Genomic DNA, 26,264 nt, shown 5'->3' with positions numbered 1-26,264 from the left:
TTGATACAAAATGTATCCACCTTCGTCTGTATATACTCCAGATTGCCTTTTCCTTAAACCATTCTCTAGGCTCCCACCGTCCCTAGTTCGCTTTGTGAAGAGGATTTAAGTACTATTGATCCTTCAGCGTATATCATATGAATTTTAGTAGCTATATATTAGCATATCCTATGCAGAGAAACAATAACCTTGTGCAAAATGGGCTTTTTTTGTGATGTTTTCTTCCGGAATTTGAGGATAAAACCATATCTTTTATACATATTTTTTGAAAACAAAAAACGTAATGAAAAGTTCGGTTTTCCTTTCGTTTCACCCTCTTAGTTTTGTTATAATGAACAAATGGACGAGCGCGAACTTTTAAGTGTAAAGAAATGGAGGAACATATATGTATGATATTAAAGAGTGGAGACATGTCTTTAAATTAGATCCTAATAAAGAGATTTCAGATGCAGATTTAGAAAAAATTTGCGAATCCGGCACGGATGCGGTTCTTGTCGGAGGATCTGACGGAGTGACTCTAGACAATGTACTGCAGCTGTTAATGCGGATTCGCCGCTATACGGTGCCGTGTGCGCTTGAAGTATCAACAATTGACTCTGTCACACCTGGGTTTGATTCTTATTTTATTCCGACCGTTTTAAACAGCAAGGATCCAAAGTGGATTGTTGATTTACATCACGGGGCGATGAAGGAATACGGAGAGATCATGGACTGGGATGAAATTTTTGTAGAAGGATACTGCGTACTTAACCCCGAAGCAAAAGTAGCTGCGCTAACGGAAGCGAAAACAGATTTGAACACAGAAGACGTTGTAGCGTATGCTCGTATGGCTGAACGCATGTTTCATTTGCCCGTTTTCTATCTAGAATACAGCGGAACGTATGGAGATTCTGAATTAGTGGCAGAAGTTAAAAATTCGCTAAATGAGACGAAGTTATTTTACGGCGGAGGTATTGAGACAAAAGAGCAAGCGAGTGAGATGGGAGAGCTAGCCGATACGGTTATTGTAGGAAATGTTATTTATACAAATTTAGCGGAAGCGTTAAAAACTGTAAAAGCAGTAAAAAAGAATATTGCACAGTGAAAAATAAATAAAGTAGAATAGAGAATATATGTTCGATATAGGCGGTGAAAACGTGAATTTTTTAAGTGAAAAATTATTAACAGGATTAAACCCTCAGCAGCAAGAGGCAGTTAAAACAACAGACGGACCACTATTACTTATGGCCGGTGCAGGAAGTGGAAAAACACGTGTATTAACGCATCGAATTGCGTTTTTAATGGCAGAAAAAGAAGTTGCACCTTGGAATATTTTAGCCATTACTTTTACAAACAAAGCAGCTCGTGAGATGAGAGAGCGTGTGGCAAGTATCGTTGGCGGAGTAGCGGAAGATATTTGGATTTCAACTTTCCACTCGATGTGCGTACGTATTTTACGAAGAGATATTGATCGTATTGGCTTTAATCGAAACTTTACAATTTTAGATTCAACCGATCAGCTGTCCGTTATTAAAAACATTTTAAAAGATCAAAACATCGATCCAAAAAAATTCGATCCGCGCTCGTTATTAGGAAGCATCAGTTCAGCTAAAAATGAGCTGAAAGTAGCGGAAGAATTTGATAAAACAGCAGCGGGACCATATGAAGAAGTTGTAAGCAAAGTCTACAAAGAGTATGAAAAGCGTTTAAAGAAAAACCAAGCGCTCGATTTTGATGATTTGATTATGACAACGATTCAGCTATTTAAACGAGTTCCTGAAGTGTTAACTTACTATCAGCGCAAGTTTCAATATATTCATGTGGACGAGTATCAAGATACAAACCATGCACAGTATATGCTGGTTCGCTTGCTAGCTGCAAGATTTGAAAATGTATGCGTAGTAGGGGATTCAGATCAGTCTATTTACCGCTGGCGCGGGGCTGACATTACAAATATCTTGTCATTTGAAAAAGATTACCCAAAAGCCAAAACCATTTTGCTTGAACAAAATTATCGTTCAACTAAAACGATTTTGGCTGCAGCAAACGGTGTCATTGCAAACAATATGAATCGTAAAGTGAAAAACTTATGGACGGAAAACGATGAAGGCCAGAAGATTTATCATTACCAAGCAATGAGTGAGCATGATGAGGCACAGTTTGTAGCACGTAAAATTAAAGAAGCAGTAGACAGCGGAAAGCGTAAATACAGTGATTTTGCCATTTTGTATCGTACAAATGCACAGTCTCGTGTGATGGAGGAAGTGCTGTTAAAATCCAATATTAATTATACAATTGTCGGCGGCATTAAGTTCTACGACCGCAAAGAGATTAAAGATTTACTTGCGTACTTGCGCTTAATCGCCAACCAAGATGATGACATTAGCTTAGCTCGTATTGTAAACGTTCCAAAGCGCGGAGTTGGAGCTACTTCAGTCGATAAAGTGGCCAATTACGGAAACGTTCATGACATTTCTATTTTCAAAGCGCTGGATGAAGTAGAATTAATGGGATTAACAGGCAAAGCAACAAAAGCCCTTCGTGATTTCCAATCGATGATTTCGAATTTAGCTCAAATGCAAGACTATATGTCTGTTACAGAGCTTGTGGAACAAGTATTAGAAAGAACGGGATACCGTGAAGCGCTTAAAGTGGAAAAAACAATTGAAGCACAAAGCCGCTTAGAGAATATTGATGAGTTTTTATCTGTCACAAAAACGTTTGAAGAAGCAAGTGAAGATAAAAGCTTAGTAGCATTTTTAACCGATTTAGCACTTGTTGCTGATATCGATAAGCTTGACGACGAGGAAGAAGAAGAGAACGAACAAGTGATTCTGATGACGCTTCACTCGGCAAAAGGTCTAGAGTTCCCGGTTGTTTTTCTAATGGGTATGGAAGAAGGCGTATTCCCTCATAGCCGATCATTATTCGAAGATAATGAAATGGAAGAGGAACGACGCTTAGCCTACGTAGGGATTACACGTGCTGAACAAGAATTGTATTTATTAAATGCTCAAATGCGCACACTATTTGGTAAAACAAACGTTAATCCAAAGTCGCGCTTCATTGGAGAAATCCCAAGCGAGCTTGTGGAATCTTTAAATGAAGCAATGCGCAAACCTGCTGCTGGTCGTTCAGGGGCTTCAGCTTCGCCGTTTGCAGCGCGCCGACAAGCGGCCGTGGCAAAAACGAAGCTTGTGTCAACAGGCAGTGAATCAATTGGATGGAGCGTTGGAGATAAGGCCGAGCATAAAAAATGGGGAATTGGTACAGTTGTAAGTGTAAAAGGAGAAGGAGATTCAAAAGAATTAGACATTGCTTTTCCTAGTCCTACAGGTGTAAAAAGACTGCTTGCTAAATTTGCCCCGGTTACGAAAGTGTAATCGTGAAAAGGAGCTAGAATATGGAGTTTGAGACAGCAAAATCACGCGTTCAAGAATTACGTGACTTATTAAATCAATATGGCTATGAATATTATGTGTTAGATCAGCCATCTGTTCCAGATGCAGAATACGATAAGTTAATGAATGAGTTAATTGAGATAGAAGAATCATTTCCAGAATTAAAAACAGCTGACTCACCTACTCAGCGCATCGGCGGCCAAGTGCTCGATGCGTTTGAGAAGGTTCAGCATCAAACGTCTATGCTAAGTTTAGGAAATGCATTTAATGAAGAAGACCTTCGGGATTTTGATCGCCGAGTGCGCCAAGCCGTTGGAGATGAGTTTTCTTATGTATGCGAACTTAAAATTGACGGCCTAGCTGTATCTCTTCGCTATGAAGATGGATACTTAGTACTGGGGGCTACGCGCGGAGACGGTACGACGGGTGAAAATATTACTGAAAACTTAAAAACAATTCGCTCTATTCCACTGCGAATTAAAGAACCGTTATCAATGGAAGTTCGCGGAGAAGCATTTATGCCGAGAAAATCATTCGAAGCACTTAATGAAGCAAAAATGAAAAGGGATGAAGTTCCGTTTGCTAACCCGCGTAACGCAGCTGCAGGCTCACTGCGTCAGCTAGATCCTAAAATTGCGGCAAAACGTAATTTAGATATCTTTGTATATGCCATGACTGATACAGGAGAATTAGAAATCGACTCTCACAGCGAAAGTTTGAATTTGCTCGATGAGCTTGGTTTTAAAACAAATAGAGAAAGACAGACGTGTGAAACCATTGATGATGTGATTGCTTACATCGAAAGCTGGCAAACGCAACGTCCAGAACTATCTTATGATATTGATGGCATTGTTGTAAAAGTAGATTCATTTGATCAGCAGGCTGAGCTTGGAACAACGGCCAAAAGTCCACGCTGGGCTATTGCTTATAAGTTTCCTGCTGAAGAAGTTGTAACCAAGCTTGTAAATATTGAGCTGACGGTAGGCCGGACAGGGGTCATTACGCCAACAGCTATTTTGGAGCCGGTTCAAGTAGCAGGTACGACGGTACAGCGTGCATCTCTTCACAATGAAGATTTGATTCGTGAAAAAGACATTCGCATCGGAGATTATGTCGTAGTGAAAAAAGCAGGAGATATTATTCCTGAAGTAGTGAATGTGATTGAGGAGAAGCGAACGGGAGAAGAGCAAGAGTTTACGATGCCTACTCACTGCCCGGAATGTGAAAGTGAACTGGTGCGTTTAGAAGGAGAAGTTGCGCTTCGCTGCATTAATCCAAGCTGTCCTGCTCAAATTCGTGAAGGACTTATTCATTTCGTGTCCCGCAATGCGATGAACATTGATGGACTTGGTGAAAAAGTTATATCGCAATTATTTCGCGAACAGTTAATTAAAGATGTAGCGGATATTTATACGCTGACAAAACAGCAGTTAATCGAGCTTGAGCGCATGGGTGAGAAATCTGCTGATAATTTGATTGCGGCCATCGAAGCATCGAAAGAAAATTCGCTTGAGCGTTTGCTTTTTGGTTTGGGCATTCGCCATGTCGGAGCAAAAGCTGCAAAGACGTTAGCTCAGCACTTTGAAACCATAGACAAGTTAACAAAAGCAACGTATGATGAATTAGTGGCAATTAATGAAATTGGTGCCAAAATGGCTGATGCTATTGTCGCTTACTTTACACAAGAAGAGGTTCAAGAACTTATACATGAATTAAAAGAGTATGGAGTAAACCTTACATACAAAGGACCCAAGCTTGTAAGTGTAGAAAATGTAGATTCTGTTTTTGCTGGTAAAACCGTTGTATTAACAGGTAAGCTTGAACAGCTATCTCGCAATGAGGCAAAAGCACAAATTGAAGCACTTGGCGGTAAAGTCACAGGAAGCGTAAGTAAAAAGACAGACCTTGTTGTGGCAGGGGAAGAGGCTGGTTCCAAACTGACAAAAGCTAACGAGCTTGAAATTGAAGTATGGGATGAGGCAAGGCTACTTACGGAATTAAATAAATAAGAGGTGTGTGTAGTTGAAAAAGATATTGTTACTTTCTCTTGCGGTCATGCTTGTAACTTCAGCGTGTGCACCGAATCTTTCAGACGATAAAGAGACTGTTCAACAAACCAACAACAAGAAAGAAAAAGCAGTTATTCCGAAGTATAGTATTTCAGATGATTATTACCGAACAATTCTTCCATTTAAAGCGGGAGTGGCAAGAGGCTTAGTAGCAGCAAACTTAAACAACCGCTTGGATGCGCAAGAATTTGAAACAGGTTTAATGCGCTTATCGACAGATAGCTATTCTCCGAAAAAATATGTGTATCAAGAAGGCCAGTACCTTGATAAAGATACTATTCGCTCATGGTTAAGCCGTAAGCTGAGCGATAAACAGTTTAAAGATCTTCAAAGCAAAACAAAAGATGCTACGGCGAAAAAGAAACTTAAGAATAATGGATTAAACCCAATTGATACAGAAAAAGGCGATTTGAAAACTCGTAACGAAACAAGTCCAATGTACTTAGCGAACATTACTGAGCAAGATTACCTTATCCAAGACGGAGACGACAAGGTAAAACTTGGAGGCGTCACAATTGGCCTGGCGATGAATTCTGTTCATTATTATACAGAAGAAAATGGTTATGCTCGTGAAAAACAACTAACTGATAAAAATATTGAAGAGCAAGGCAAAAAGATGGCCGATGAAATTGTGCAGCGGATGCGTAATATTAAGGGCTTAGAAAACGTTCCAATTCGAGTAGCGTTATTTAAACAAAGTGCTAAGGCTTCTTTAACGCCAGGTAACTTTATGGCTGTCGGAAATGCAGGTTCAAATGATACGGCCGTTGGCAGCTGGGATGATTTAGACGAGAAATATTATTTATTCCCATCATCAGATGCAACAAAAGATCACCGAGATGATGCGATGAAATTTGATGAGTTCAAAGCGCAAATCGAAGACTACTTCCCGAACTTTACAAGCGTAGTAGGGAAAGGGTATTACAAAGATGGACAGCTTCAAAAAATGACGATTGATATTCCCGTCCAATTTTACGGAAAAGGTGAAATTGTAGGATTTACTCAGTACGTTGCTGGTTTAATGCTTGATCATTTCCCTTCATATATGGAAACGAGTATCTCTATTAACTCAGTAAGCGGACCTGAAGCTCTCATTGTTAGAAAAGCAGATGAGGACAAGCCGTTCGTTCATATTTACGAAGAGTAAGCAAAAAAGACACTGCTCAAGCAGTGTCTTTTTCTAATTCTATGAAATTGCCTCCTATGAAGGAATGGCGTGAGAATTTTGTCTTGTAAACTTAGCAAGATAATAAGCAGCAAATGCAAATGCATCTTGTTCAGTTGTCCGCTCTTCATACGGGCGCTTTTTATCCAGCTCAAATTCTTTCTGATAATAAGGGATGTGATCTTGAATATAGTGGCGCAGCTCGTGAAAGATCGTTTCAATAAGCGGAAGATAGTCATCAAATTTAAAAATAAATATAATGCCGACTTCTCGCCAGTAAACGCCTGATGCAAACTGCAGGTATTCTGCTTCTTCTTCTCCAAGAGCAGAGACAATTTTATTGGCTTCGCATGAATCACAAAAAATTATAGGAATATGAAAGGCTTTATTTAAACAAGCAAAAACATCTTTTTGCAAGGTGGACAAATCCCACTTGAATTCTTCATCTAATACAAACCATCTTCCGCTTTGCTGATACTCAGGGCGCTGGTGGATGACTGACTGTATAAGTATTTTATTCAATTTTTATAGCACCTCTTTTACGGTAAAGTAGTTATTCGTTTTCTTTACTTTCCCAAAGACTAGTGAAATTAAAACATGGTGGTGTGTTCATCTGAAGCATGTTTCTCTTTCTATCTATCTTTTCTAAAAAGAAGGTTATTTTATACCTATGCAAGAGAGAAATATTTTATGACGAAGGAAAAGTATGGAATGTTGTTTGAATGAAATGGATTTGGTATAAAATAGAAGTGATAAATGTAAGCCCTGTCTTGCCTGGCGGGGTTTTTAATATTTTAGGAACTAGTCTCAGAAATGTTGCCTGTTGCTAGTGAAGTTTGGTATTATCAGTATATTGTAGTGGGACGAATATTCGGAGGTGAAGGAACATGTCAAGAATTTCTGTTGATCAAGTAAAACACGTTGCAAACTTAGCGAGACTTGCGGTGACGGATGACGAAGCAGAACTATTTACAAAACAATTAGATGCTATTATTACATATGCAGAACAATTAGATGAGTTAGATACTACAAATGTCCAACCAACTTCTCACGTATTGGATATGAAAAACGTAATGCGTGAAGATAAGCCAGCTAAAGGTTTACCAATTGAAGACGTAGTAAAAAATGCGCCAGACCACAAGGATGGCTACATTCGAGTACCAACTATTTTAGAATAAGGAAGGAGGCTTTACGATGTCTTTATTCGATCGTAAACTTTCAGAACTACATAGCCTTTTACACAAGAAAGAAGTACGTGTACAAGATTTAGTAGACGAATCATATAAACGTATTAATGAAGTAGATGATAAAGTAGGTGCGTTCTTAGCGCTTAATGAAGACAATGCTCGTGCTTATGCAAAAGAGCTAGATGAAGCACTACAAACAAAAGATGAATTTGGCCTATTATTTGGTATGCCAATCGGTGTAAAAGATAATATTGTCACAAAAGATTTACGTACAACTTGTTCTAGTAAAATTCTAGCAAACTTTGATCCGATTTATGATGCAACAGTTGTTCAAAAATTGCAGGCAGCTGAAGCGGTAACCATCGGTAAATTAAATATGGATGAATTCGCAATGGGTTCTTCAACTGAAAACTCAGGTCTTCAGTTAACGCGCAACCCATGGAATTTAGATTACGTACCAGGTGGATCTAGCGGTGGTTCAGCTGCAGCTGTAGCAGCAGGCGAAGTTCCGTTTTCTTTAGGTTCTGATACAGGTGGTTCAATTCGTCAGCCAGCTGCTTATTGCGGTGTTGTCGGATTAAAACCAACGTATGGTCGCGTATCTCGTTACGGATTAGTGGCATTTGCATCTTCTTTAGATCAAATCGGACCAATCACAAATTCTGTTGAAGATAATGCATACTTACTTCAAGCAATTTCAGGCGTAGACCCAATGGATTCTACTTCTGCTAATGTTGATGTACCGGATTATGTATCTGCTTTAACAGGTGACGTAAAAGGTCTTAAAATTGCTGTTCCAAAAGAATACTTAGGCGAAGGTGTGGGCGAAGAAGCTCGCCAGTCTGTTTTAGATGCACTAAAAGTGTTAGAAGGACTAGGCGCAACTTGGGAAGAAGTATCGCTTCCACACTCTAAATACGCATTAGCTACGTATTATCTATTATCTTCTTCTGAAGCGTCTGCTAACTTATCTCGTTTTGACGGCGTTCGCTACGGATATCGTACAGATAATGCTGAGAACTTAATCGAAATGTACAAGCAGTCTCGAAGCGAAGGCTTTGGAAACGAAGTAAAACGCCGTATCATGCTTGGAACATTTGCGTTAAGCTCTGGTTATTATGATGCTTACTACAAAAAAGCACAGCAAGTACGTACGTTAATTAAGCAAGACTTTGAGTCTGTATTTGAAAACTATGACGTTATCATTGGACCGACTACACCAACTCCATCATTCAAAATTGGTGAGAAAACAGACGATCCATTAACAATGTATGCAAACGATATTTTAACAATCCCAGTAAACCTTGCTGGAGTACCTGGTATTTCTGTGCCTTGCGGCTTATCAAATGGATTGCCATTAGGGTTACAAATTATCGGTAAGCATTTCGACGAAAGCACAATCTATCGTGTTGCTCATGCATTCGAACAAGCAACTGAGCATCATAAAGCGAAACCAGCACTGTAAGGGGTGAGATAAAGATGAACTTTGAAACGATTATTGGTCTTGAAGTACACGTTGAGCTTAAGACAAAATCTAAAATTTTCTCAGCAAGTCCAAACGCATTTGGTGCGGCTCCAAATGCTAACACAAGTGTAATTGACTTAGGTTATCCTGGAGTATTACCTGTGTTAAATAAAGAAGCAGTTGATTTTGCAATGAAAGCAGCGCTTGCGCTAAACTGTGAAATCGCAACAGATACAAAGTTTGACCGTAAAAACTATTTCTATCCGGATAACCCAAAAGCTTATCAAATCTCTCAATTTGATAAACCAATTGGCGAGAACGGTTGGATTGAAGTAGAAGTTAAAGGTGAAACGAAGCGTATTCGTATCAACCGACTTCATTTAGAAGAAGATGCTGGTAAGTTAACGCATACAGGCGATGGCTATTCACTAGTAGACTTCAACCGTCAAGGTACACCTCTAATTGAGATTGTATCAGAAGCAGATATGCGTTCTCCTGAAGAAGCATATGCTTATTTAGAAAAATTAAAATCAATTATTCAATATACAGGCGTATCTGATTGTAAAATGGAAGAAGGTTCACTTCGCTGTGATGCCAATATTTCTTTACGTCCAGTTGGACAAGAAGAGTTCGGTACAAAAGCTGAGTTAAAGAACTTAAACTCATTTAACTATGTGCGCCGCGGTCTTGAACACGAAGAAATTCGTCAAGAAAAAGTGTTATTGTCTGGTGGCTTAATCGAGCAAGAAACACGCCGTTTTGACGAGTCTACGGGCGAAACAATTCTAATGCGTGTAAAAGAAGGATCTGACGACTACCGCTACTTCCCAGAGCCTGACTTATTAGAATTACACATCGACGAAGAGTGGAAAGAACGCGTTCGTGCTTCGATTCCTGAACTTCCAGATGCTCGTAAAAAGCGCTATGTAGAAGAGCTTGGTTTACCTGCTTATGATGCAATGGTATTAACGCTAACAAAAGAAATGTCTGATTTCTTTGAATCAACGCTTGCTGCGGGCGGAGACGCGAAGCTATCTTCTAACTGGTTAATGGGTGAAGTTTCTGCTTACTTAAACTCAAACCAAAAAGAACTTTCAGATGTAGCCTTAACACCTGAAGGTCTAGCTGGTATGATTCAATTAATTCAAGAAGGTACAATTTCGTCTAAAATTGCGAAAAAAGTATTCAAAGAATTAATTGAAAATGGCGGAGATGCAAAGAAAATTGTAAAAGAAAAAGGTCTTGTACAAATTTCTGATGATGCAACTTTACGTAAATTCGTAACAGATGCATTAGATGCAAACCCTCAATCTATTGAAGATTTCAAAAACGGTAAGGATCGTGCAATTGGCTTCTTAGTTGGTCAAATTATGAAAGCTTCAAAAGGCCAAGCGAACCCACCGATGGTTAATAAAATTCTTTTAGAAGAAATTAATAAACGCTAAATTTGATAACTAAATGTGAGGTGGATATCCATCTCACATTTATTATGAGTAAGGGCGATCACGCTGAAGGTATGAATAAAAACCGAAACGTGAATATTGTATATCAAGGTTAATTTCTTTATAATATGTTTGTTCATGCCCCCTCTTGTTGATGATGTAATGTGAGGGGGCATTCTTTCACTGATAAAAGTAGGCAAAGATTTGTGACAAATTATCATTATTAGGATGATGAATATGAAAAGAGCGAGAATTATTTATAACCCGACATCGGGCCGTGAAATTTTTAAGAAAAACTTACCGGAAGTCTTGCAAAAGCTAGAGCAAGCAGGCTACGAAACATCTTGTCATGCTACAACTTGTGCTGGTGATGCAACAGAAGCTGCTAAAGTAGCGGTAGAACGTCGTTTTGACGTTGTAATTGCAGCCGGTGGAGACGGTACCATCAATGAAGTCGTAAACGGTATTGCCGGACAAGACTATCGCCCGCAGCTAGGTATTATTCCTGTGGGAACAACCAATGACTTTGCTCGTGCCATTAATGTGCCGCGCACGATTGAAGGCGCTATTGATGTCATTGTAGAAGGCGTAACAAAGCCAATTGACTTGGGCTGTGTAACAAACGACGGAGAAACGCATTACTTTGTAAATATCGCCGGAGGCGGCCGTTTAACTGAATTAACATATGAAGTGCCAAGCAAGTTAAAAACAATGCTTGGACAGCTAGCTTACTATTTAAAAGGCATGGAAATGCTTCCTTCTATTAAACCAACATCTGTTGAAATTGAGTATGACGGAAAATTCTTTGGCGGCGAGATTATGTTCTTCCTCGTTTCCTTAACGAACTCAGTCGGCGGCTTTGAAAAGCTGGCACCAGATTCTTCTTTAGATGACGGTATGTTTGATTTGATTATTTTAAAGAAAGCAAATTTAGCTGAATTTATTCGAATTGCGACACTTGCGCTGCGAGGAGAACATATCAATGATCCTCATATTATTTATACAAAAGCGAACCGTGTTAAAATTCATACGAATGATAAAATGCAGCTAAATCTAGATGGCGAGTACGGAGGGTTATTGCCTGGGGAATTTGTAAACTTATATCGCCATGTAGAAATCTTTGTTCCAAAAGCAACAGCTGAATTGATGGAAAAAAATGAGATCGCCTAATTGCGATCTTTTTTCATGCTTTTCTTTGTTTGGCTTTCGCTCTTATGGTACAATCAGTTCAGCATTTTCAAATGACTAAAAGGATGTAACGATAAATGGAAAAATTAAAACCACCTGTAGAAAAAAATGAATATATAGATGTCGCGTTTGAAGATTTAACGCATGACGGAGCGGGTGTAGCGAAAGTGAACGGATTTCCTGTTTTCGTTCAAAATGCGCTGCCCGGCGAAAGCGGCCAAGTAAAAGTCATTAAAGTAAAAAAAGGCTATGCGTTTGGCAAGCTTATCAAACACCATACAATTAGTGAACAGCGTGTTGAAGCACCTTGTCCGGTCTACAAGCAGTGCGGAGGCTGTCAGCTGCAGCATGTAAGCTATGAAGGACAGCTGCAATTTAAACAAAAGCAAGTAAAAGACGTCATGGCGCGAATTGGTCATTTACCTGACGTTCCGGTACATTCGACGCTAGGAATGAATGATCCTTGGCGCTATCGAAACAAAGCTCAAGTGCCCGTAGCAGAAAGAGAAGGCGGTTTGGTCGCTGGGTTTTATCAGCAGCGAAGCCACGACATCATTAACATGGATGCCTGTTTGATTCAGCAGCAGGCAAATGATGATGTTGTTCAAGCTGTCAGATCAATCTGTGAAAAGCATGACGTTTCTGCTTATCAGGAACAAAAACATAAAGGCTCGCTTCGTCATATCATGGCGCGTTACGGGCTTGTAACGGGTGAAATCATGGTTGTAATTGTGACTCGTACAGCTGAGCTGCCAAACAAAAAGCGTATTATAGAAGACATTATCGAAGCCGTGCCGAACGTAAAATCAATTGTTCAAAACGTAAACAGCAAGCGCACAAACGTCATTTTAGGGAACCAAACGAACGTACTTTGGGGAGAAGAATATATTTACGACTATATCGGCGACGTTAAATTTGCCATTTCAGCAAAATCATTTTACCAAGTAAACCCTGAGCAAACGAAAGTGCTTTATGACAAAGCGCTTGAGTATGCAGATTTAACAGGAGAAGAAACGGTAATTGACGCCTACTGTGGAATCGGAACAATCTCGTTATTTCTCGCTCAAAAAGCGAAAAAAGTATATGGCGTTGAAATCGTGCCTGAAGCGATTGAAGATGCAAAGCGAAACGCTGAGCTAAACGGTATTCACAACGCTGAATTTGAAGTAGGCGAAGCAGAAGTCGTCATTCCAAACTGGTACAAACAAGGCATCAAAGCGGACGTCATCGTCGTAGATCCGCCGCGAAAAGGATGCGACGAAGCTCTTTTGAATACCATCATTGACATGAAGCCGAAAAAAGTTGTCTATGTGTCATGCGGACCAGCAACTCTTGCGCGTGATTTAGCTATTTTAGAAAAAGGCGGATATGAGACGGTTGAAGTTCAGCCTGTTGATATGTTTCCGCATACGACACATGTGGAGAATGTGGCGGTCTTAAAATTAAAATAACTCTTCATCAAAGCTGCTATCTTAGTAAAGATAGCAGCTTTTTATTTTGAATAAGCAAGAAAAAGACAAAGTTAGAGTGCTCATACCAAAAGCAGATAAAACTCGATATAAAAGCGCTAATTGCCGTTATGTCCGTTTTATTTTGCCGTTTGTCCACCCCACCAACACAACAAATTTCTGAATATACTTTTTTTAAGGTTTTCAATATTTTAGGAATTATAATAAAGAAGCAATAAATGAAAACATTATATTTGTGGTAAGAGGTGAAGGGACATCATGTATAGAGCAATTGCTATTATAGCAGGTTCTGTGTTAATTGGATTTGCATACAATTGGTTTTTAATCCCCCATAAAGTGTTAAGCAGCGGCATTAGCGGTATTGCTATGATTATAGGAATTTTAACGCCTGCAAGCACGGGAACAATGAATTTTTTGTTGAATTTACCCCTTTTAATTATTGGTTTTATGAAGTTAGGAAAGCGGTTTGTTTTACATACCCTGCTGTCCGTTGTGGCTTTATCAATTGCTTTATACGTGATTCCCTTGAGAGCTGTTAGTACAGATCCTATTCTGTCAGCTGTTTTTGGAGGAGTTTTAACTGGAATTGGCGTAGGGTTTGTTTTTCGTCAGTCAGCTTCGACAGGTGGATTTGATATTATTGCGATGCTTCTTACGCATAAAAAAGAATTCCCGCTTGGCGCTATATTATCAGCGATGAATGCCGTGGTTGTGTTTGTTTCAGGTTTTTTTGTGAATTGGGACGCGGCTTTATATACGATGCTTTCGATTTTCGTCACAGGAAAAGTAGTGGATGCAATTCATACTCGCCATATTAAGCTCACGTTAACCATTATTACGAGAAAAGGTGAAGAAATGAAGCAGCAGCTTCTTACGAATTTGGTGCGCGGCGTGACGTTAATGAACGGTGAAGGAGCTTATTCAAGAGAAGACCGTAAAATATTAATGACGGTGATTTCACGCTATGAGCTTGCAAACCTCAAGCAGTTAATTCAATCGGTGGATCCTGAAGCTTTCGTAAATATTACGGAAACGGTAGAAGTAATGGGGCTGTTTCGACGGGATGCCTATTAATATATTTGTTATTTCAGCGCCCATTTATGATAAATAGCCATTTTTATAGTATAAAAGTTATAAAAAAAGCCTTAAGAGTAGTTCTTGAGGCTTTTTTTGCGTAAAATATGAGTAAGAAAATATCGTGTATGAAAAGTATAAAAAAGGGAATTTGATAGAGTACATAAAATATTGACATCAAAAAGGAGAGACTATATGACGGTAGAATATCAGTTAACGAAAAAGAAATATTACGAAACGTTTATGCAAGAAAATGAAAATCAGCCGCCTGTAAAGGTCCTTGGACAAGCTTATTACGAAGAGCAGCAAAAAGAGTGGTACGACTTATCGCTCGTTCGCTTAGCCCAGGGAGAAGTTTACTTCCATAATCAAGATTTTGAGTCCGCGATTTTTAAGTGGGAGAATGTAAATGGTGAATTTAAGCTGTGGGCGAAGAAAAATACAGCCGACGCGCATTATGAGTTGGGATTGTCTACGCTAGCTGAAGAGCTTTACCTATCCATCGAAACGGATTCAAAAGTATTAAAAGCTGAAATAGCGCTAAAGCTGTTTTCGCTTTATACGGACCATAACAATATTGAACGAGCTTATGAAGTCATTAACGAGCTGGTTGCTTCTCAGCCGGATTATCCAAACGTCACGGCGATTGCACGCAGATTTTATGAAGAGCAAGAAGACTTTAACAGCGCAGTGGAGCTTGCGGTAGATGAGTGTATTCGGACAGAATCGTTAAATTGGTTTGCGGTATTAAAGACTTACGTAGATAAAGGATATACAGCAAACTTTATCCCTAACTATTTTTATCAAGTTATGATTGCATTTTACAAAGTGGATCAAGTGTATTTCAAACAGCTTGTCTCAGCTTTATGGAAACAATATAAGAGCCAGCCTCCTTATCTTGCTTGGATTAAAACCATCAATGATATTTTCTTGAATATTGAAGTGGGCCTCTATGATTATTGGCAAGAGATTTCAACTCTTTATCAAGAAACGTATACCGACTTGATGGAAAGTGATCATTCTGTAAAGGAATTGCATGAAGCCATTCCGAACGTATTAACAAACTGGCTTAAAATTACCAATAAGTCACGTGCGTTATTTCCATCTGCGGCCGTGCTTTCATGGAATGAAAAGTTTCCGTCAACTATTGATACCATTACAATCGAAAATGCAGGCAGATTAATTTTTGAGGCGCGTAACGACATTGATGGTCTTGAATATCACTACAAGCTTTGCCACGGCATTATTAAATGGGCTAATGAAAATGGTTTAGAAGTGGGGCACACCTTTAAATGGTGGGTAGATTTTTTATTAGATGCTCATACGACACACTTATTAATTACAGGAACAAATGCTGCAACGTCTTCATTTGTGGGATCGATTACAGAAGAAAAGGTACCGCAAAATCACGAAACAACCTTTGTGTTCATTCATGATGAGGAAGAATCTATCCAGCAAATCGCTGATCAAGAAATCATTCCGATGGAAACGATTGACGGAGCGGAGCAATCTCCTCACCAGGCGCTTGTAGAAGTGAAAAAACCTTTTGCGTTCCTTGATAAGCATAATTGTTCATGCATTATTACGCCAAGTTTTACAGAACAAGAGGCACGTGAGCAGGATGCATTTAAATATGCTCCTTTAGCAGATGGTTTACTGTTTGTGCTTGATGCAAAAGAATCGCTGCTTGATGAAGAAAGAGAATTATTGCTGGAGATAAAAGAGCATGCGCCAAATACGCCAGTTCATTTTGTCATCAACAATATGGACAGTCTTTATAATCAAGCAACGATTGAGCGAATTACAAAAGAATTTGAAGCAAGCATTGGAGCTGATTTCCCGCAGGCACATGTATTAGCCTATACGCCTCACTACGTATCGAGTCAGCACCACGGAGACTTGGCTCAGTTTATTAAAGCTAATTTCTATTACGATCCAAACGACGTTGGAGTAGAAGAGCGTGCGCGCAGACTGCTGTTCTTCATTCAAAGCATGCTAAAGAGCTTAGTGGAGAAGAGAAATCAAACAGAAAATCATTTGATTGAAAGCATTAAATGGAACGAAGATATGCTTGTGCGATTAAATGGCTTCTTGCATCGAGTAGATGACTTAGAACAAGAAAAAGCGAGTAGTATTGTTTCGGCTTATCACGGAATCAAAGAGGATATTAGCAAAAAGCTAAAAAATAAAATTCCTCGTTTACTCAAAAAGTCTTCAGAATTAGTGAAGGAAGACAGTGATTTTAGTACGGTTCATATTGAGCTGAATAAACAAATGAATATGCGCGTGGAAGAGCACTTGCAGCAAGATGTCCTGCCCAAGTTCCGCATCTCTTTAAAGGAATGGATTGCTACATCAAATGAAGAGCTGATTGCGAGTCAAGTAGACATTGAAGAAGTAGCAGAGTCATTAAATAAGATGTACAATGAGCAAAAATTAACGTTAGCCTGCGATTTTAAAGTACTGGACGACTGGCGCCGCGACGTTAATCGTATGGCTAATCGGGTTCAGCTGGACGAAGAAAATATTTTACTTCGCGTTAATCCAACGCAGCTCTTGTTAAAAGGAGCAGGAAAACTGTTTTCTTCCATTCTTCAAAACCAAACGCTGCTTTATAATCAATATAAAAAGTACATTGAAAGTCAAGACTATCAAGATATCACAGAATCAATGCTGGCAAAGTTTTTTATGCAATTTAATTTATTTGAGAAAAATTTAGAAGTTGATATTGAACTATTCTTTGAAAAGCCAAAAGAGGTTTTAAAAGAAACGATTGAAGAAACACAGGCGCATATTAATGAAAATCAAGACGTGTTAAGTCATATGAAAGCCAATCCTGAAGCTTACCATGATCCTTTAACATTATTCCAGCTTCGCTTGCGTCAGTATGAGTTAATGGTTAAAGCTACAGAAGAGGTACACTACAACGTATAAAAGGTGGAGCAGGATGTATTTAACGATAAAAGAAGCAGCAGAGTATCTATCTTTTCCTGAAGAATATGTGCAGAAATTGATTCAAGAAGGAAAAGTACGAGCTATATTTGATGGTGAAAACTACTTATTAAATAAAGAGCAGTTTAACACCCATTTAGAGCAAATGGAAAAGTACAAAAAACAAATTGAAGAATACCTAAATGAGCCTATCCCTGAAGATATGGATGTAAAAGATGAAGATTGAAGGCAGAAGCAGAAAACAGATGTTTTCTGCTTTTTTCTTTTGGAATGAAAGTGTTAAAAAAGGTAAGATATGAAAGAAATGTCGAAAAAAGTTGGAATTTCGTTAAAGATGTAGTCTTTTTAGATGCTTTTTTTATATAATGAAAGTATGCTAAACAAAAAGGAGAAGGTCTATGCAACGATCAAGACAGTTAAGGCTGATTTTATTGCTTGCCCTGATTGTTGTCGCTTCGTTTTTAATTATTATTATTTCGAAAACACAAGGGATTATAAGTCAGCAAACGACAAAAAAAGTAGAAAACACAAGCGTTGCAATTCTCACCTCTGATGTACTGACAGATCAAAGCTGGGGCAGTCTAGCTTATAAAGGAAAAATCAACATCGAGCAGCAGTATCCTGTTTCGGCTCAAGTTATTAGCGAAGTAAATACGAACCAAAAAATGAAGGAAGCTGCTGAAAAAGTTATTCAAAATGGAACAAAAGTCGTAATTGGACATGGAAGAGAATTTTCTACCGTTTTTACAGAACTAGCTCCTAAGTATCCTCATGTTCATTTCGTCACCATTCACGGTACTTCAATGTATAAAAACCAAACTGTATATACATTTGATCAAACAAAAATAGAGCACCTGGCAGGCACGGCAGCTGCCATGAAGACAAAAACGAAAAAAATTGGATTACTCGATACATTTGCAAAAGAAAAAAATCCAGGATTCGAACAAGGAATCAAAGCGTATGATTCATCGATTGCTTTTTATTATCGAGTTGTAAACAGCCGAGACGATGGAGCAAAAGCAGTAAAGCTGCTCCGCGAGTTAAAAGCTCAAGGTGTCGATATCGTCTATGCTAAAGGAAATTCGTATAATCAAGAAGTTATTCAAGAAGCGAAAACACAAGGAATGTACGTAATAGGATATTTAGATGATCAGGCGTACATGGGTAGGTCTGTTATTTTAACAAGTGTGATAAATGATGTTCCTCAAGCTTACAACGTGATTATGAAAGACTATTTTAGTAAAAAAGGTCTTCCATCTGGAGAAGTCAAACTTGACGCCAGGGACGGTGTTTATAAACTAGCGCCTTTTGGACCGATGTACAGTAAGCGGGAAAAACAAATTTTATATTCGAAAGTTAGAATGTCTACACAGCCGAAGTAACTATGAAAAAGAAAGAGATGATTATGAATCAATTATTTCGCAACATGTCATTCCGTAGCCAAATATTAACGATTCTTCTTTTGATTACATTCATGTTAAGCGGGTTCTCTTTAGTTTTAGTGCATGCCATTGATAAAATGAATCATGTAAGCAACGAAATTAAAGATGAAGATGTTCCTCAAATGGTGTGGCTTTCTTATTGGGAAGAGCAGCTGAACATAAAAGAATACATTGTGAAAAATAATCTAAAGAACCCCACTGTCTCTTTGATAGAAGAATATCAATCATATGATACACGAGTTATCGAAAATAATGAAAGATATAAGCAGCCTGTGCCAAAATCGTTGATTCCACTAAAGGAAAAAATTGAGCTGCTGGATTTTAAGATTTCTAATAACGTGCAGGGACTGCTGAAGTACGGAGATATAGAGGGAGCAAAAGAGTATCTTAAGAGAAATTATTTGCCGGATCTGCATCAGATAAAAAAAGATATTAATAGTTCAAAAGAAGAGACGGTTGATTCACTTGATACACTATCAGATACACTGTCTGTCATTATTAAAGATTCATTAATTTTACTATTGATTTTAACAGTAAGTGCTATTGTGGCTTCTCTTTATGTTTCTTATCGTATGAGTGCGAGCCTTACGAAACCAATTGAACAAATGATTGAAAAAGTGAATGACATTGCAGACGGAGAATACGGTCTTGTTCTTCAAGACACAAAGCAAATCGAGCTGAAGCAGCTTTCGGCTTCTATCAATCAAATGTCGGTTAGTTTAGAAGATTCATTTTGGAAAATCATTAAAGATAAAGCATATCGCCAGCAGATCTTAAATTCACTGCCTGTTGGAATTATCACAATAGAAGATGAGACAAATAGTATATTTGCCAATACCTCAGCAAAGCAGTTTTTAGATCTCAACGAAAAGGATATTTGTGGGTATATGGAGGAATGTCCTGAATATAATACTGAATTTTGGAGCATGGTGAATTCGGGAGAAATTCACGAAAATAAAAAAGTATTATTTGGAACGAAAGAGACGTGCTATTGCTTTTTAGCCTCTCAAACGCAGCTGTTTAATGAGAAGAACGAGAGCATCGGAAGAATTTTTTATTTCATTGATATATCGGATACCGAAGAATTAGAAAAGCGAATGCATCAGTCTGAGAAACTTGCTCTAGTTGGAGAAGTGGCAGCCGGAGCTGCCCATGAGATTCGTAATCCTCTTGCCGTGATTCATGGATTTATATCTCTTATGAATCAGTCTCTCTCTGATGAGGAGAAAAAGCGTTTTTACCTGCCTCTGCTTATGAAAGAGTTAGAGAGGATTAATTACATCATTGAAGAAATGCTGCTGTTATCAAAACCAGGAGCTCCGGTAATGAAAAAAGTCAGTATGCAGGATATTATTAATGAGCTATTGCCTTTGATTACTCACTCAAGCAAATTTACAGAAAAAGATAAGCTTATCTTTGATGTGAAACTGCAGCCGCATATACTAAAGGTAGATGAAAAACAAATCAAACAAGTTCTTCATAATTTAATTCGAAACAGTATGGAAGCCATGGATGGAGAAGGAGTCATTACAATCTATTCACAGGTTCATGATGATAATTATTGTCTGTATATTGAAGATAATGGAAAAGGGATTCCTTTGCATATGCAGCAGTCGCTGTACCAGCCGTTTTCCACTTCAAAAGATAGTGGAACAGGTCTTGGTCTGCCAATTGCTCAGCGTATTCTAGAAAGCCACGGAGGACAGATTAAATTATTATCTACTTCTTCCCGCGGCACAGTTTTTGTTATTAAATTTCCTCTACATTAAGAAAACAGCCTCAAAAGGGCTGTTTTTTTAATGTGCTGTTAAAATAAGAGGACCGTTTTTCGTAATCGCAAGTGTATGTTCAAATTGAGCGGATAATTTACCGTCTGTTGTACGAGCCGTCCAGCCGTTTTTATCCATTTTAGAATGCCATGTACCAGCATTCACCATTGGCTCAATTGTAATAACCATACCTTCTTTTAAACGTGTACCTTTGCCAGCTTTTCCGTAGTGAAGAATTGTAGGCGCTTCGTGCATGGTATTTCCAATTCCGTGTCCTGTGAAGTCGCGTACGACAGAGAATTTTTCGCCTTCTACATAGCTTTGAATAGCGTGGCCAATGTCACCTGTGCGATTTCCTGGCTGTGCTTGCTCGATTCCTTTTAAAAGCGCTTCGTATGTAACATCTACTAGACGCTGTGCTTCGTCTGAAATGTCTCCAACGGTGTGAGTCCATGCGGAATCTGCTAAGCCTCCGTTTAAATTTACAACCATATCGATGGTTACGATATCGCCGTCTTTTAACGGTTTATTTGTTGGGAAGCCGTGGCAAATTTCATCATTTAAAGAAGCGCACGTTGCATATTGATATCCTTTGTATCCTTTTTGTTCCGGCGTTGCTCCGTGCTTTGCTAAGTACTCTTCAACAAATTTATCAATTTGCATTGTTGTTATGCCTGGTTTGATCATTTTAGCGATTTCTTTATGACAAGAAGCTAATAATTTACCTGCTTCGTGCATTAAATTAATTTCGCGTTCACTTTTTAATGTGATCATTGTTGTTCACTCCTTTTTTGATGTAACTTTACGAAAAAAGTTGAGCAGCGGTTATAGCGATGAAAGTCGACTATTCATCAGTTCATTCTTCTTTATTTGAAAATCCAAGAAATACAGAAGCCGTCTGCTATGGGGCGATATAAAATCATCCTTAATCATAACGCCCCATGGTAGGAAAATGCAAGATACAGGCTTAAAAAGGAAGGGTTTGACGATAGGCATGTAGGGAAAACTGATAAATGAACGTTGAATTGGAGCATTCTCTATAACAAATGCGGTATGATATAGTAAAATAAATGAAACAAAACAATTCTTTAGGAGGGGTATAGGAAAATGAGTGAACATGGAAAATTTATTGGATTTGCAGGTACATATACAAAAGCAGGCAGTGAAGGTGTCTATACATTTACGTTAGATACGAAGGCTAAAAAGATTGTAGAAGTAAAAGCCGTGGCTAAAATTGAAAATCCTACATACTTAAATGCAAGCAAAGACAACGAACATCTTTATACAGTTATTAAAGAAGGAGAAAAAGGCGGAGTAGCTGCTTTTAAGGTTGATCCAAACACGGGGCAACTAAAGTTTGTAAACAAACAGCTGCTAGACGGCGCGCCTCCTTGCTATGTTTCAGTGAATGAAGATAATACGCTTGTTTTATCTGCTAACTTTCATAAAGGGAGCGTTGAGACGTATTCTGTTAATGAAGAAACAGGGGAAATTGAATATGTAGCATCCGTAGTGGAACATCCTCATTCAGATCTCAAAAAAGGACAACAAGGAAAACCGCACGTACACTATGCCGATTTTACTCCTGGAGAAAAGCACGTGGCCGTTGTGGACTTAGGTATTGATAAAATCGTGACATATGAAGTAGAAGAGAATAAATTGAAGGAAGTCAACAGTCTTTCTACATCTGTTGGTTCGGGCCCTAGACATTTAACGTTCCATCCAAATGGCCGCTATGCGTATGCAATGACAGAATTCAGCTCTGAAGTTTTATTTTTAACTTATGACGAAAGCAAAGGAAGCTTCACTCAACAACAAGCTGTTTCAACAATTCCAGCTGATTTTACAGAAAATAATCAAGGGAGTGCTATCCACATTTCTTCAGATGGCCGCTTTGTCTATGCAGGAAACCGCGGACATAACTCAATTGCAACATTCAAAGTAGATCAGGATTCTGGACAGTTAACATTCATAGAATGGACAGGCACTGAAGGTGACTGGCCGCGCGATTTTGTTTTAGATCCAACAGAACAATTCATTGTAGCGTCTAATCAAGAAACAGGAAACTTGGTACTGTTTGAAAGAGGCCAAGAAAGTGGAAAGCTAACGCTTCTTCAATCTAACGTTACGGTTCCAGAAGCTGTATGCGTAAAGTTCCTCCATTATAAGTAATCGATGTAGAAAGCCAGACCTGATCAAAGAACAATCAGGTCTGGCTTTCTAAACTTAAGCGGCTGTCACTTCCCTTACGGAGTTAGTGTCATCCGCATAGGTGAACCTTTGAGGGAATAATCAGGTAGTGCGCGTTCCTTAGCATCATTTATGATCTCAATTTTTGAAACGAGCATAATCTATATATGGAAAAAAAGCCCTTTTGGAGGGCTTTTTTTTCTGGGGTTATAGTAGAATGAAGAGAGAACGCATGAAAGGCTGAGGTGAGAAGTGTGGAAGATATATGTAAATATCCAATTGTACAAGCTCCCATGGCAGGAGGAGTTTCGACGCCTAAACTAGCTGCAGCAGTATCTAATAGCGGAGGACTAGGGTTTCTAGCTGCGGGATATAAAAGTGCGCGTGAATTGGAGCAGGAAATTATAGAGATGCACTCACTTACGAAAAAACCTTTTGGAGTGAATCTGTTTGTGCCGACAAATGAAAAAGTAGCAGTTGATGCACTTGATTGTTATCAAAAAGAACTGTTAAAAGCAGCTGAATATTTGGAGTGTCAAGTTGATATACCAAAGAATGATGATGATGAATGGAATGCCAAGCTCGACATCATTCAAAAACATCGAGTACCTGCTGTGAGCTTTACATTTGGGTGCCCGGATCGAGAGATTGTAGCAAGTTTAAAAGGAATTGGAAGCCGTGTTTTCGTTACGATTACAACACCTCAAGAAGCCGAAGTGGCTTTGAGAGCAGGAGCGGATGCGCTATGTTTGCAAGGCATTGAAGCCGGCGGCCATCGATCTACTTTTTTAGAGAGTTCGGTGGATTACCCGCTTATGAAATTGCTGAAAGAAGTTCGCTCAATCACTAAAAAGCCATTGATTGCTGCGGGAGGGTTGATGACGGGGTCTGACATAAAACGTGTGTTACAAGAAGGGGCTTCTGCTGCCCAGTTAGGTACGGCTTTTATTTGTTGTCCAGAAAGCGGAGCGAGTGCTCTTCATAAAGAAAGCATTCTTCAAAAGCGTTTTAATGAAACAGGTGTCACACGAGCTTTTACAGGGAAACGTGCTAGAGGATTTGTGAATGCCTTTTTTATTTCCTATGATAAATCAGCACCATCCGCCTACCCTCATATTCATTACATGACAAAGCCTATTCGAGCAAAAGCTACACAAATGAATAATCCAGAGTACACTTCTTTGTGGGCAGGAACCGGATTTACGCTGGCAAAAAAACTGCCTGCACATCTTATTGTGGAAGAGCTTGTACAAGAACTAAATGAATGACGAGAATTACGGTGTTGCTTGCTTTAAGTGCAAGCAGCTTTACATAAAGAAGGTGAACTTATAGTGCAAAACAAATTTACGATTGGACAAATGGCCAGACTGCATGATATTCCGGTTAAAACACTTCGCTATTATGATGAAATTGGCCTGTTCGAGCCTTACGAAGTTGATCCACAAACCGGTTATCGATATTATACGTTAGAACAATTTAAGAAATTAGATATCATTGTCTATTTAAAGCTGATGGGAGTTCCTTTAAAAGAAATTAAAAGAAAGATGGAGCACAGCAGCTTGGATGAATTTATTGAAACTTTAGCGGAATATCAGAAGGTAACAAAAGAAAAAATTCGTCACCTTCAAAGAGTGAATGTGCAGCTAACAACTCGAATGAAGGAATTAGAACAGACGAGACATATTAACCAAATAGGAGCCCCGTTCATAAAACACCTTCCTTCTCGTGAAGTTGTGCAAGTAAAAGCAGAGGTAGGTACGTTAGACGGGACTGAAAGTGTTCTCCGTGATTTAAAAAAGAAAATTAGTCATATTACCCCGATTATGATTGGGAAAGTAGGGTTTATGCTATCGGTAGAAAACGCGAAAAAACAACAATTTACAGATTACGATGGCATTTTTTTATTGGTCGAAAGTGATGTTTCTTTTAAGCATGAACTCGTTACGTTAATACCTGAAGGAGATTACGCATCTATTTATATGAGAGAAAAGAGAGATACCACAGGAGTCTATTACGATGCATTACTGAACTTTATTAAAGCGGAAGGATACAAAGCAGAAGGTCCTTTCTTAATTCGGCGGATTGTAGATTCATTTATTTCACATCATGAAGAAGAGCGGCTGACGGAAATTCAAATTCGAATTACGTCTTGACTATCCAGTAGCTGGAGGGTTTAAGATGAGACTATTGTAAAACTGCTGAAGGGAGAGACAACAATAGATGAATCAGCAAAGTATTTCCCAAGGAATGTCTTTAAGCCGAGGAAATCGTATTTTATTTATTTTAATTTTGGGTTCACTGAGCGCATTTGGACCGTTATCAATCGATATGTATTTGCCAGCGCTGCCGACGCTTGCGAAAGAATTGCATACTTCAGCTTCTTTAGCGCAGGTCAGTCTGACAGCTTGCTTATTGGGCTTAGCATTTGGGCAAGTGGTCATGGGGCCATTCAGTGATATTCGCGGAAGGAAAAAGCCGCTTGTAGCAGCATTAATCACCTATGCAGTTGCATCTGTTTTATGCGTGTTTGCACCGTCTATTTGGATTTTTATCGTTTTGCGATTTATTCAAGGTATGGCAGGAGCAGCAGGAATGGTTATTTCAAGAGCGAGCGTGCGAGACTTGTTTTCAGGTTCGGATTTAACAAAGTTTTTCTCCATGCTTATGCTTGTAAATGGCTTAGCTCCTATTTTAGCTCCGGTTGCTGGTGGACAGCTGCTGACGATTATGTCGTGGCGAGGAGTATTTGGTGTGTTAGCAGTGATTGGTGCACTAATGTTTTTTGCCGTTTTATTTGGTTTAAAAGAAACGCTTCCGCTCGAACGCCGTAAAGAAGGTGGATTAACAGAAGTACTGCGTACATTTGGCGTATTGCTAAAAGATGGTGTCTTCGTGGGATATGCGCTGGCGCAAGGTTTTATTATGAGTGCCATGTTTGCTTATATTTCAGGTTCTACATTTGTCCTTCAAGACATTTATGGACTATCTCCGCAGATGTTCAGCTTTGTTTTTGCTATTAACGGTTTTGGACTAATTATAGCTACTCAAGTGACAGGACGTTTAGCGGGTAAAATAAAAGAAGCAACTCTTCTTATGTATGGATTGCTTCAAGCAGCTGTTGGAAGCGTGCTTTTAGTGGCCGTGATTGTTACTCACATGTCCGTTATTTTGGTCTGCATCTTGCTTTTCTTTGTAGTATCGAGCGTAGGAATTGTGAACACAACCGTTTTTTCACTCGCTATGGAAAATCAAGCTTCGAACGCGGGAAGTGCTTCAGCGCTTCTAGGGTTGCTTCCGTTCTTGCTCGGAGCAGCCGTAGCTCCTCTTGTTGGTCTTGGAGGAGGGCAAAATGCTCTGCCGATGGGCATTGTGATTATGGTCTGCGATTTATTAGCATTAGGTGTGTACATGACGTTAGTGAGAAGGAAAACTGCATCATAAAAAAGCTACTTGGCTTTCAACAGCCAAGTAG

The 26,264-nt window shown here is 39.0% G+C and carries 20 protein-coding genes; 18 read left to right on the top strand and 2 right to left on the bottom strand.

The window, feature by feature from the left end:
- The first annotated feature begins 385 nt into the window (after nucleotides 1-385).
- Genes pcrB through AC4NPH_RS24875 form a run of 4 tightly spaced genes read left to right on the top strand, consistent with a single transcriptional unit; the run spans nucleotide 386 to nucleotide 6,596 of the window.
- The gene (gene pcrB / locus AC4NPH_RS24890; protein ID WP_098197395.1) at nucleotides 386-1,084 is read left to right on the top strand and encodes a heptaprenylglyceryl phosphate synthase; all 699 of its coding nucleotides are present in this window, start codon (nucleotides 386-388) and stop codon (nucleotides 1,082-1,084) included.
- Nucleotides 1,085-1,136: 52 nt separating this feature from the next.
- The gene (gene pcrA / locus AC4NPH_RS24885; protein WP_013055051.1) at nucleotides 1,137-3,362 is read left to right on the top strand and encodes a DNA helicase PcrA; all 2,226 of its coding nucleotides are present in this window, start codon (nucleotides 1,137-1,139) and stop codon (nucleotides 3,360-3,362) included.
- A gap of 20 nt (nucleotides 3,363-3,382) precedes the next feature.
- Entirely contained in the window at nucleotides 3,383-5,389 is a 2,007-nt protein-coding gene (gene ligA / locus AC4NPH_RS24880) for an NAD-dependent DNA ligase LigA (protein WP_098197394.1), read from the top strand.
- Between the two features lie 13 nt (nucleotides 5,390-5,402).
- A complete protein-coding gene (locus tag AC4NPH_RS24875; protein WP_013055053.1) occupies nucleotides 5,403-6,596 on the top strand; it encodes a CamS family sex pheromone protein in 1,194 nt (397 codons plus the stop codon).
- A 54-nt stretch (nucleotides 6,597-6,650) separates the two neighbouring features.
- Here AC4NPH_RS24875 and AC4NPH_RS24870 read toward each other — a convergent pair whose 3' ends face one another.
- The gene (locus AC4NPH_RS24870; RefSeq protein WP_025601294.1) at nucleotides 6,651-7,136 is read right to left on the bottom strand and encodes a DUF3920 family protein; all 486 of its coding nucleotides are present in this window, start codon (nucleotides 7,134-7,136) and stop codon (nucleotides 6,651-6,653) included.
- Nucleotides 7,137-7,501: 365 nt separating this feature from the next.
- On the opposite strand from AC4NPH_RS24870, the gene gatC reads away from it, so the two are divergent.
- The 10 genes from gatC to AC4NPH_RS24820 all read left to right on the top strand — a co-directional run bounded on the left by gatC (nucleotide 7,502) and on the right by AC4NPH_RS24820 (nucleotide 20,602).
- The gene (gene gatC / locus AC4NPH_RS24865) at nucleotides 7,502-7,792 is read left to right on the top strand and encodes an Asp-tRNA(Asn)/Glu-tRNA(Gln) amidotransferase subunit GatC (protein WP_491939031.1); all 291 of its coding nucleotides are present in this window, start codon (nucleotides 7,502-7,504) and stop codon (nucleotides 7,790-7,792) included.
- Nucleotides 7,793-7,808: 16 nt separating this feature from the next.
- Entirely contained in the window at nucleotides 7,809-9,266 is a 1,458-nt protein-coding gene (gene gatA, locus AC4NPH_RS24860) for an Asp-tRNA(Asn)/Glu-tRNA(Gln) amidotransferase subunit GatA (RefSeq protein ID WP_013055056.1), read from the top strand.
- 14 nt (nucleotides 9,267-9,280) lie between these two features.
- Entirely contained in the window at nucleotides 9,281-10,711 is a 1,431-nt protein-coding gene (gene gatB, locus AC4NPH_RS24855) for an Asp-tRNA(Asn)/Glu-tRNA(Gln) amidotransferase subunit GatB (protein WP_098197393.1), read from the top strand.
- Nucleotides 10,712-10,945: 234 nt separating this feature from the next.
- On the top strand, nucleotides 10,946-11,878 hold the full coding sequence (locus AC4NPH_RS24850) for a diacylglycerol kinase (RefSeq protein WP_016762783.1): 933 nt from the start codon (nucleotides 10,946-10,948) through the stop codon (nucleotides 11,876-11,878).
- A 95-nt stretch (nucleotides 11,879-11,973) separates the two neighbouring features.
- Complete coding sequence (gene rlmD, locus AC4NPH_RS24845; RefSeq protein WP_013055059.1) at nucleotides 11,974-13,347, top strand: 23S rRNA (uracil(1939)-C(5))-methyltransferase RlmD; 1,374 nt, start codon at nucleotides 11,974-11,976, stop codon at nucleotides 13,345-13,347.
- Between the two features lie 276 nt (nucleotides 13,348-13,623).
- Nucleotides 13,624-14,439, top strand: a complete 816-nt coding sequence (locus AC4NPH_RS24840; protein ID WP_013055060.1) for a YitT family protein — start codon at nucleotides 13,624-13,626, stop codon at nucleotides 14,437-14,439.
- Between the two features lie 195 nt (nucleotides 14,440-14,634).
- Nucleotides 14,635-17,373 (top strand): GTPase domain-containing protein, encoded by a 2,739-nt coding sequence (locus AC4NPH_RS24835; RefSeq protein ID WP_098197392.1) that lies wholly within the window; start codon nucleotides 14,635-14,637, stop codon nucleotides 17,371-17,373.
- Between the two features lie 13 nt (nucleotides 17,374-17,386).
- Entirely contained in the window at nucleotides 17,387-17,617 is a 231-nt protein-coding gene (locus AC4NPH_RS24830) for a helix-turn-helix domain-containing protein (RefSeq protein ID WP_013055062.1), read from the top strand.
- A gap of 172 nt (nucleotides 17,618-17,789) precedes the next feature.
- Nucleotides 17,790-18,773, top strand: a complete 984-nt coding sequence (locus tag AC4NPH_RS24825; protein ID WP_025601306.1) for a BMP family ABC transporter substrate-binding protein — start codon at nucleotides 17,790-17,792, stop codon at nucleotides 18,771-18,773.
- Nucleotides 18,774-18,796: 23 nt separating this feature from the next.
- Nucleotides 18,797-20,602: an ATP-binding protein gene (locus AC4NPH_RS24820; RefSeq protein WP_013055064.1), complete on the top strand. Its 1,806-nt coding sequence runs from the start codon at nucleotides 18,797-18,799 to the stop codon at nucleotides 20,600-20,602.
- Between the two features lie 27 nt (nucleotides 20,603-20,629).
- Here the strand turns inward: AC4NPH_RS24820 and map are convergent, their stop codons facing one another.
- Nucleotides 20,630-21,376: a type I methionyl aminopeptidase gene (map, locus tag AC4NPH_RS24815; protein ID WP_013055065.1), complete on the bottom strand. Its 747-nt coding sequence runs from the start codon at nucleotides 21,374-21,376 to the stop codon at nucleotides 20,630-20,632.
- A 333-nt stretch (nucleotides 21,377-21,709) separates the two neighbouring features.
- Here map and AC4NPH_RS24810 point away from each other — a divergent pair, with 333 nt between their 5' ends.
- The 4 genes from AC4NPH_RS24810 (at nucleotide 21,710) to AC4NPH_RS24795 (ending at nucleotide 26,233) form a co-directional block, all read left to right on the top strand.
- Nucleotides 21,710-22,774: a lactonase family protein gene (locus tag AC4NPH_RS24810; protein ID WP_098197391.1), complete on the top strand. Its 1,065-nt coding sequence runs from the start codon at nucleotides 21,710-21,712 to the stop codon at nucleotides 22,772-22,774.
- 272 nt (nucleotides 22,775-23,046) lie between these two features.
- A complete protein-coding gene (locus AC4NPH_RS24805; protein WP_081113328.1) occupies nucleotides 23,047-24,060 on the top strand; it encodes an NAD(P)H-dependent flavin oxidoreductase in 1,014 nt (337 codons plus the stop codon).
- 63 nt (nucleotides 24,061-24,123) lie between these two features.
- Nucleotides 24,124-24,945 carry a MerR family transcriptional regulator gene (locus AC4NPH_RS24800; protein ID WP_013055068.1) on the top strand — a complete coding sequence of 274 codons (822 nt, stop codon included), beginning with the start codon at nucleotides 24,124-24,126 and terminating at the stop codon, nucleotides 24,943-24,945.
- A gap of 67 nt (nucleotides 24,946-25,012) precedes the next feature.
- Entirely contained in the window at nucleotides 25,013-26,233 is a 1,221-nt protein-coding gene (locus AC4NPH_RS24795; RefSeq protein WP_013055069.1) for a multidrug effflux MFS transporter, read from the top strand.
- The last annotated feature ends 31 nt before the right edge of the window (nucleotides 26,234-26,264 follow it).

This window comes from Priestia sp. MDV22-iso46 (assembly GCF_058629175.1).
This window is presented reverse-complemented; position numbering and strand designations above follow the sequence as displayed.

What these genes read in the sequence shown, in the direction of transcription:
- pcrB (WP_098197395.1), top strand. Translation starts at nt 386, where the DNA reads ATGTATGATATTAAAGAGTGGAGACATGTCTTTAAATTAGATCCTAAT.
- ligA (WP_098197394.1), top strand. Translation starts at nt 3,383, where the DNA reads ATGGAGTTTGAGACAGCAAAATCACGCGTTCAAGAATTACGTGACTTA.
- gatC (WP_491939031.1), top strand. Translation starts at nt 7,502, where the DNA reads ATGTCAAGAATTTCTGTTGATCAAGTAAAACACGTTGCAAACTTAGCG.
- gatA (WP_013055056.1), top strand. Translation starts at nt 7,809, where the DNA reads ATGTCTTTATTCGATCGTAAACTTTCAGAACTACATAGCCTTTTACAC.
- gatB (WP_098197393.1), top strand. Translation starts at nt 9,281, where the DNA reads ATGAACTTTGAAACGATTATTGGTCTTGAAGTACACGTTGAGCTTAAG.
- AC4NPH_RS24850 (WP_016762783.1), top strand. Translation starts at nt 10,946, where the DNA reads ATGAAAAGAGCGAGAATTATTTATAACCCGACATCGGGCCGTGAAATT.
- rlmD (WP_013055059.1), top strand. Translation starts at nt 11,974, where the DNA reads ATGGAAAAATTAAAACCACCTGTAGAAAAAAATGAATATATAGATGTC.
- AC4NPH_RS24840 (WP_013055060.1), top strand. Translation starts at nt 13,624, where the DNA reads ATGTATAGAGCAATTGCTATTATAGCAGGTTCTGTGTTAATTGGATTT.
- AC4NPH_RS24835 (WP_098197392.1), top strand. Translation starts at nt 14,635, where the DNA reads ATGACGGTAGAATATCAGTTAACGAAAAAGAAATATTACGAAACGTTT.
- AC4NPH_RS24830 (WP_013055062.1), top strand. Translation starts at nt 17,387, where the DNA reads ATGTATTTAACGATAAAAGAAGCAGCAGAGTATCTATCTTTTCCTGAA.
- AC4NPH_RS24825 (WP_025601306.1), top strand. Translation starts at nt 17,790, where the DNA reads ATGCAACGATCAAGACAGTTAAGGCTGATTTTATTGCTTGCCCTGATT.
- AC4NPH_RS24820 (WP_013055064.1), top strand. Translation starts at nt 18,797, where the DNA reads ATGAATCAATTATTTCGCAACATGTCATTCCGTAGCCAAATATTAACG.
- map (WP_013055065.1), bottom strand. Translation starts at nt 21,376, where the DNA reads ATGATCACATTAAAAAGTGAACGCGAAATTAATTTAATGCACGAAGCA.
- AC4NPH_RS24810 (WP_098197391.1), top strand. Translation starts at nt 21,710, where the DNA reads ATGAGTGAACATGGAAAATTTATTGGATTTGCAGGTACATATACAAAA.
- AC4NPH_RS24795 (WP_013055069.1), top strand. Translation starts at nt 25,013, where the DNA reads ATGAATCAGCAAAGTATTTCCCAAGGAATGTCTTTAAGCCGAGGAAAT.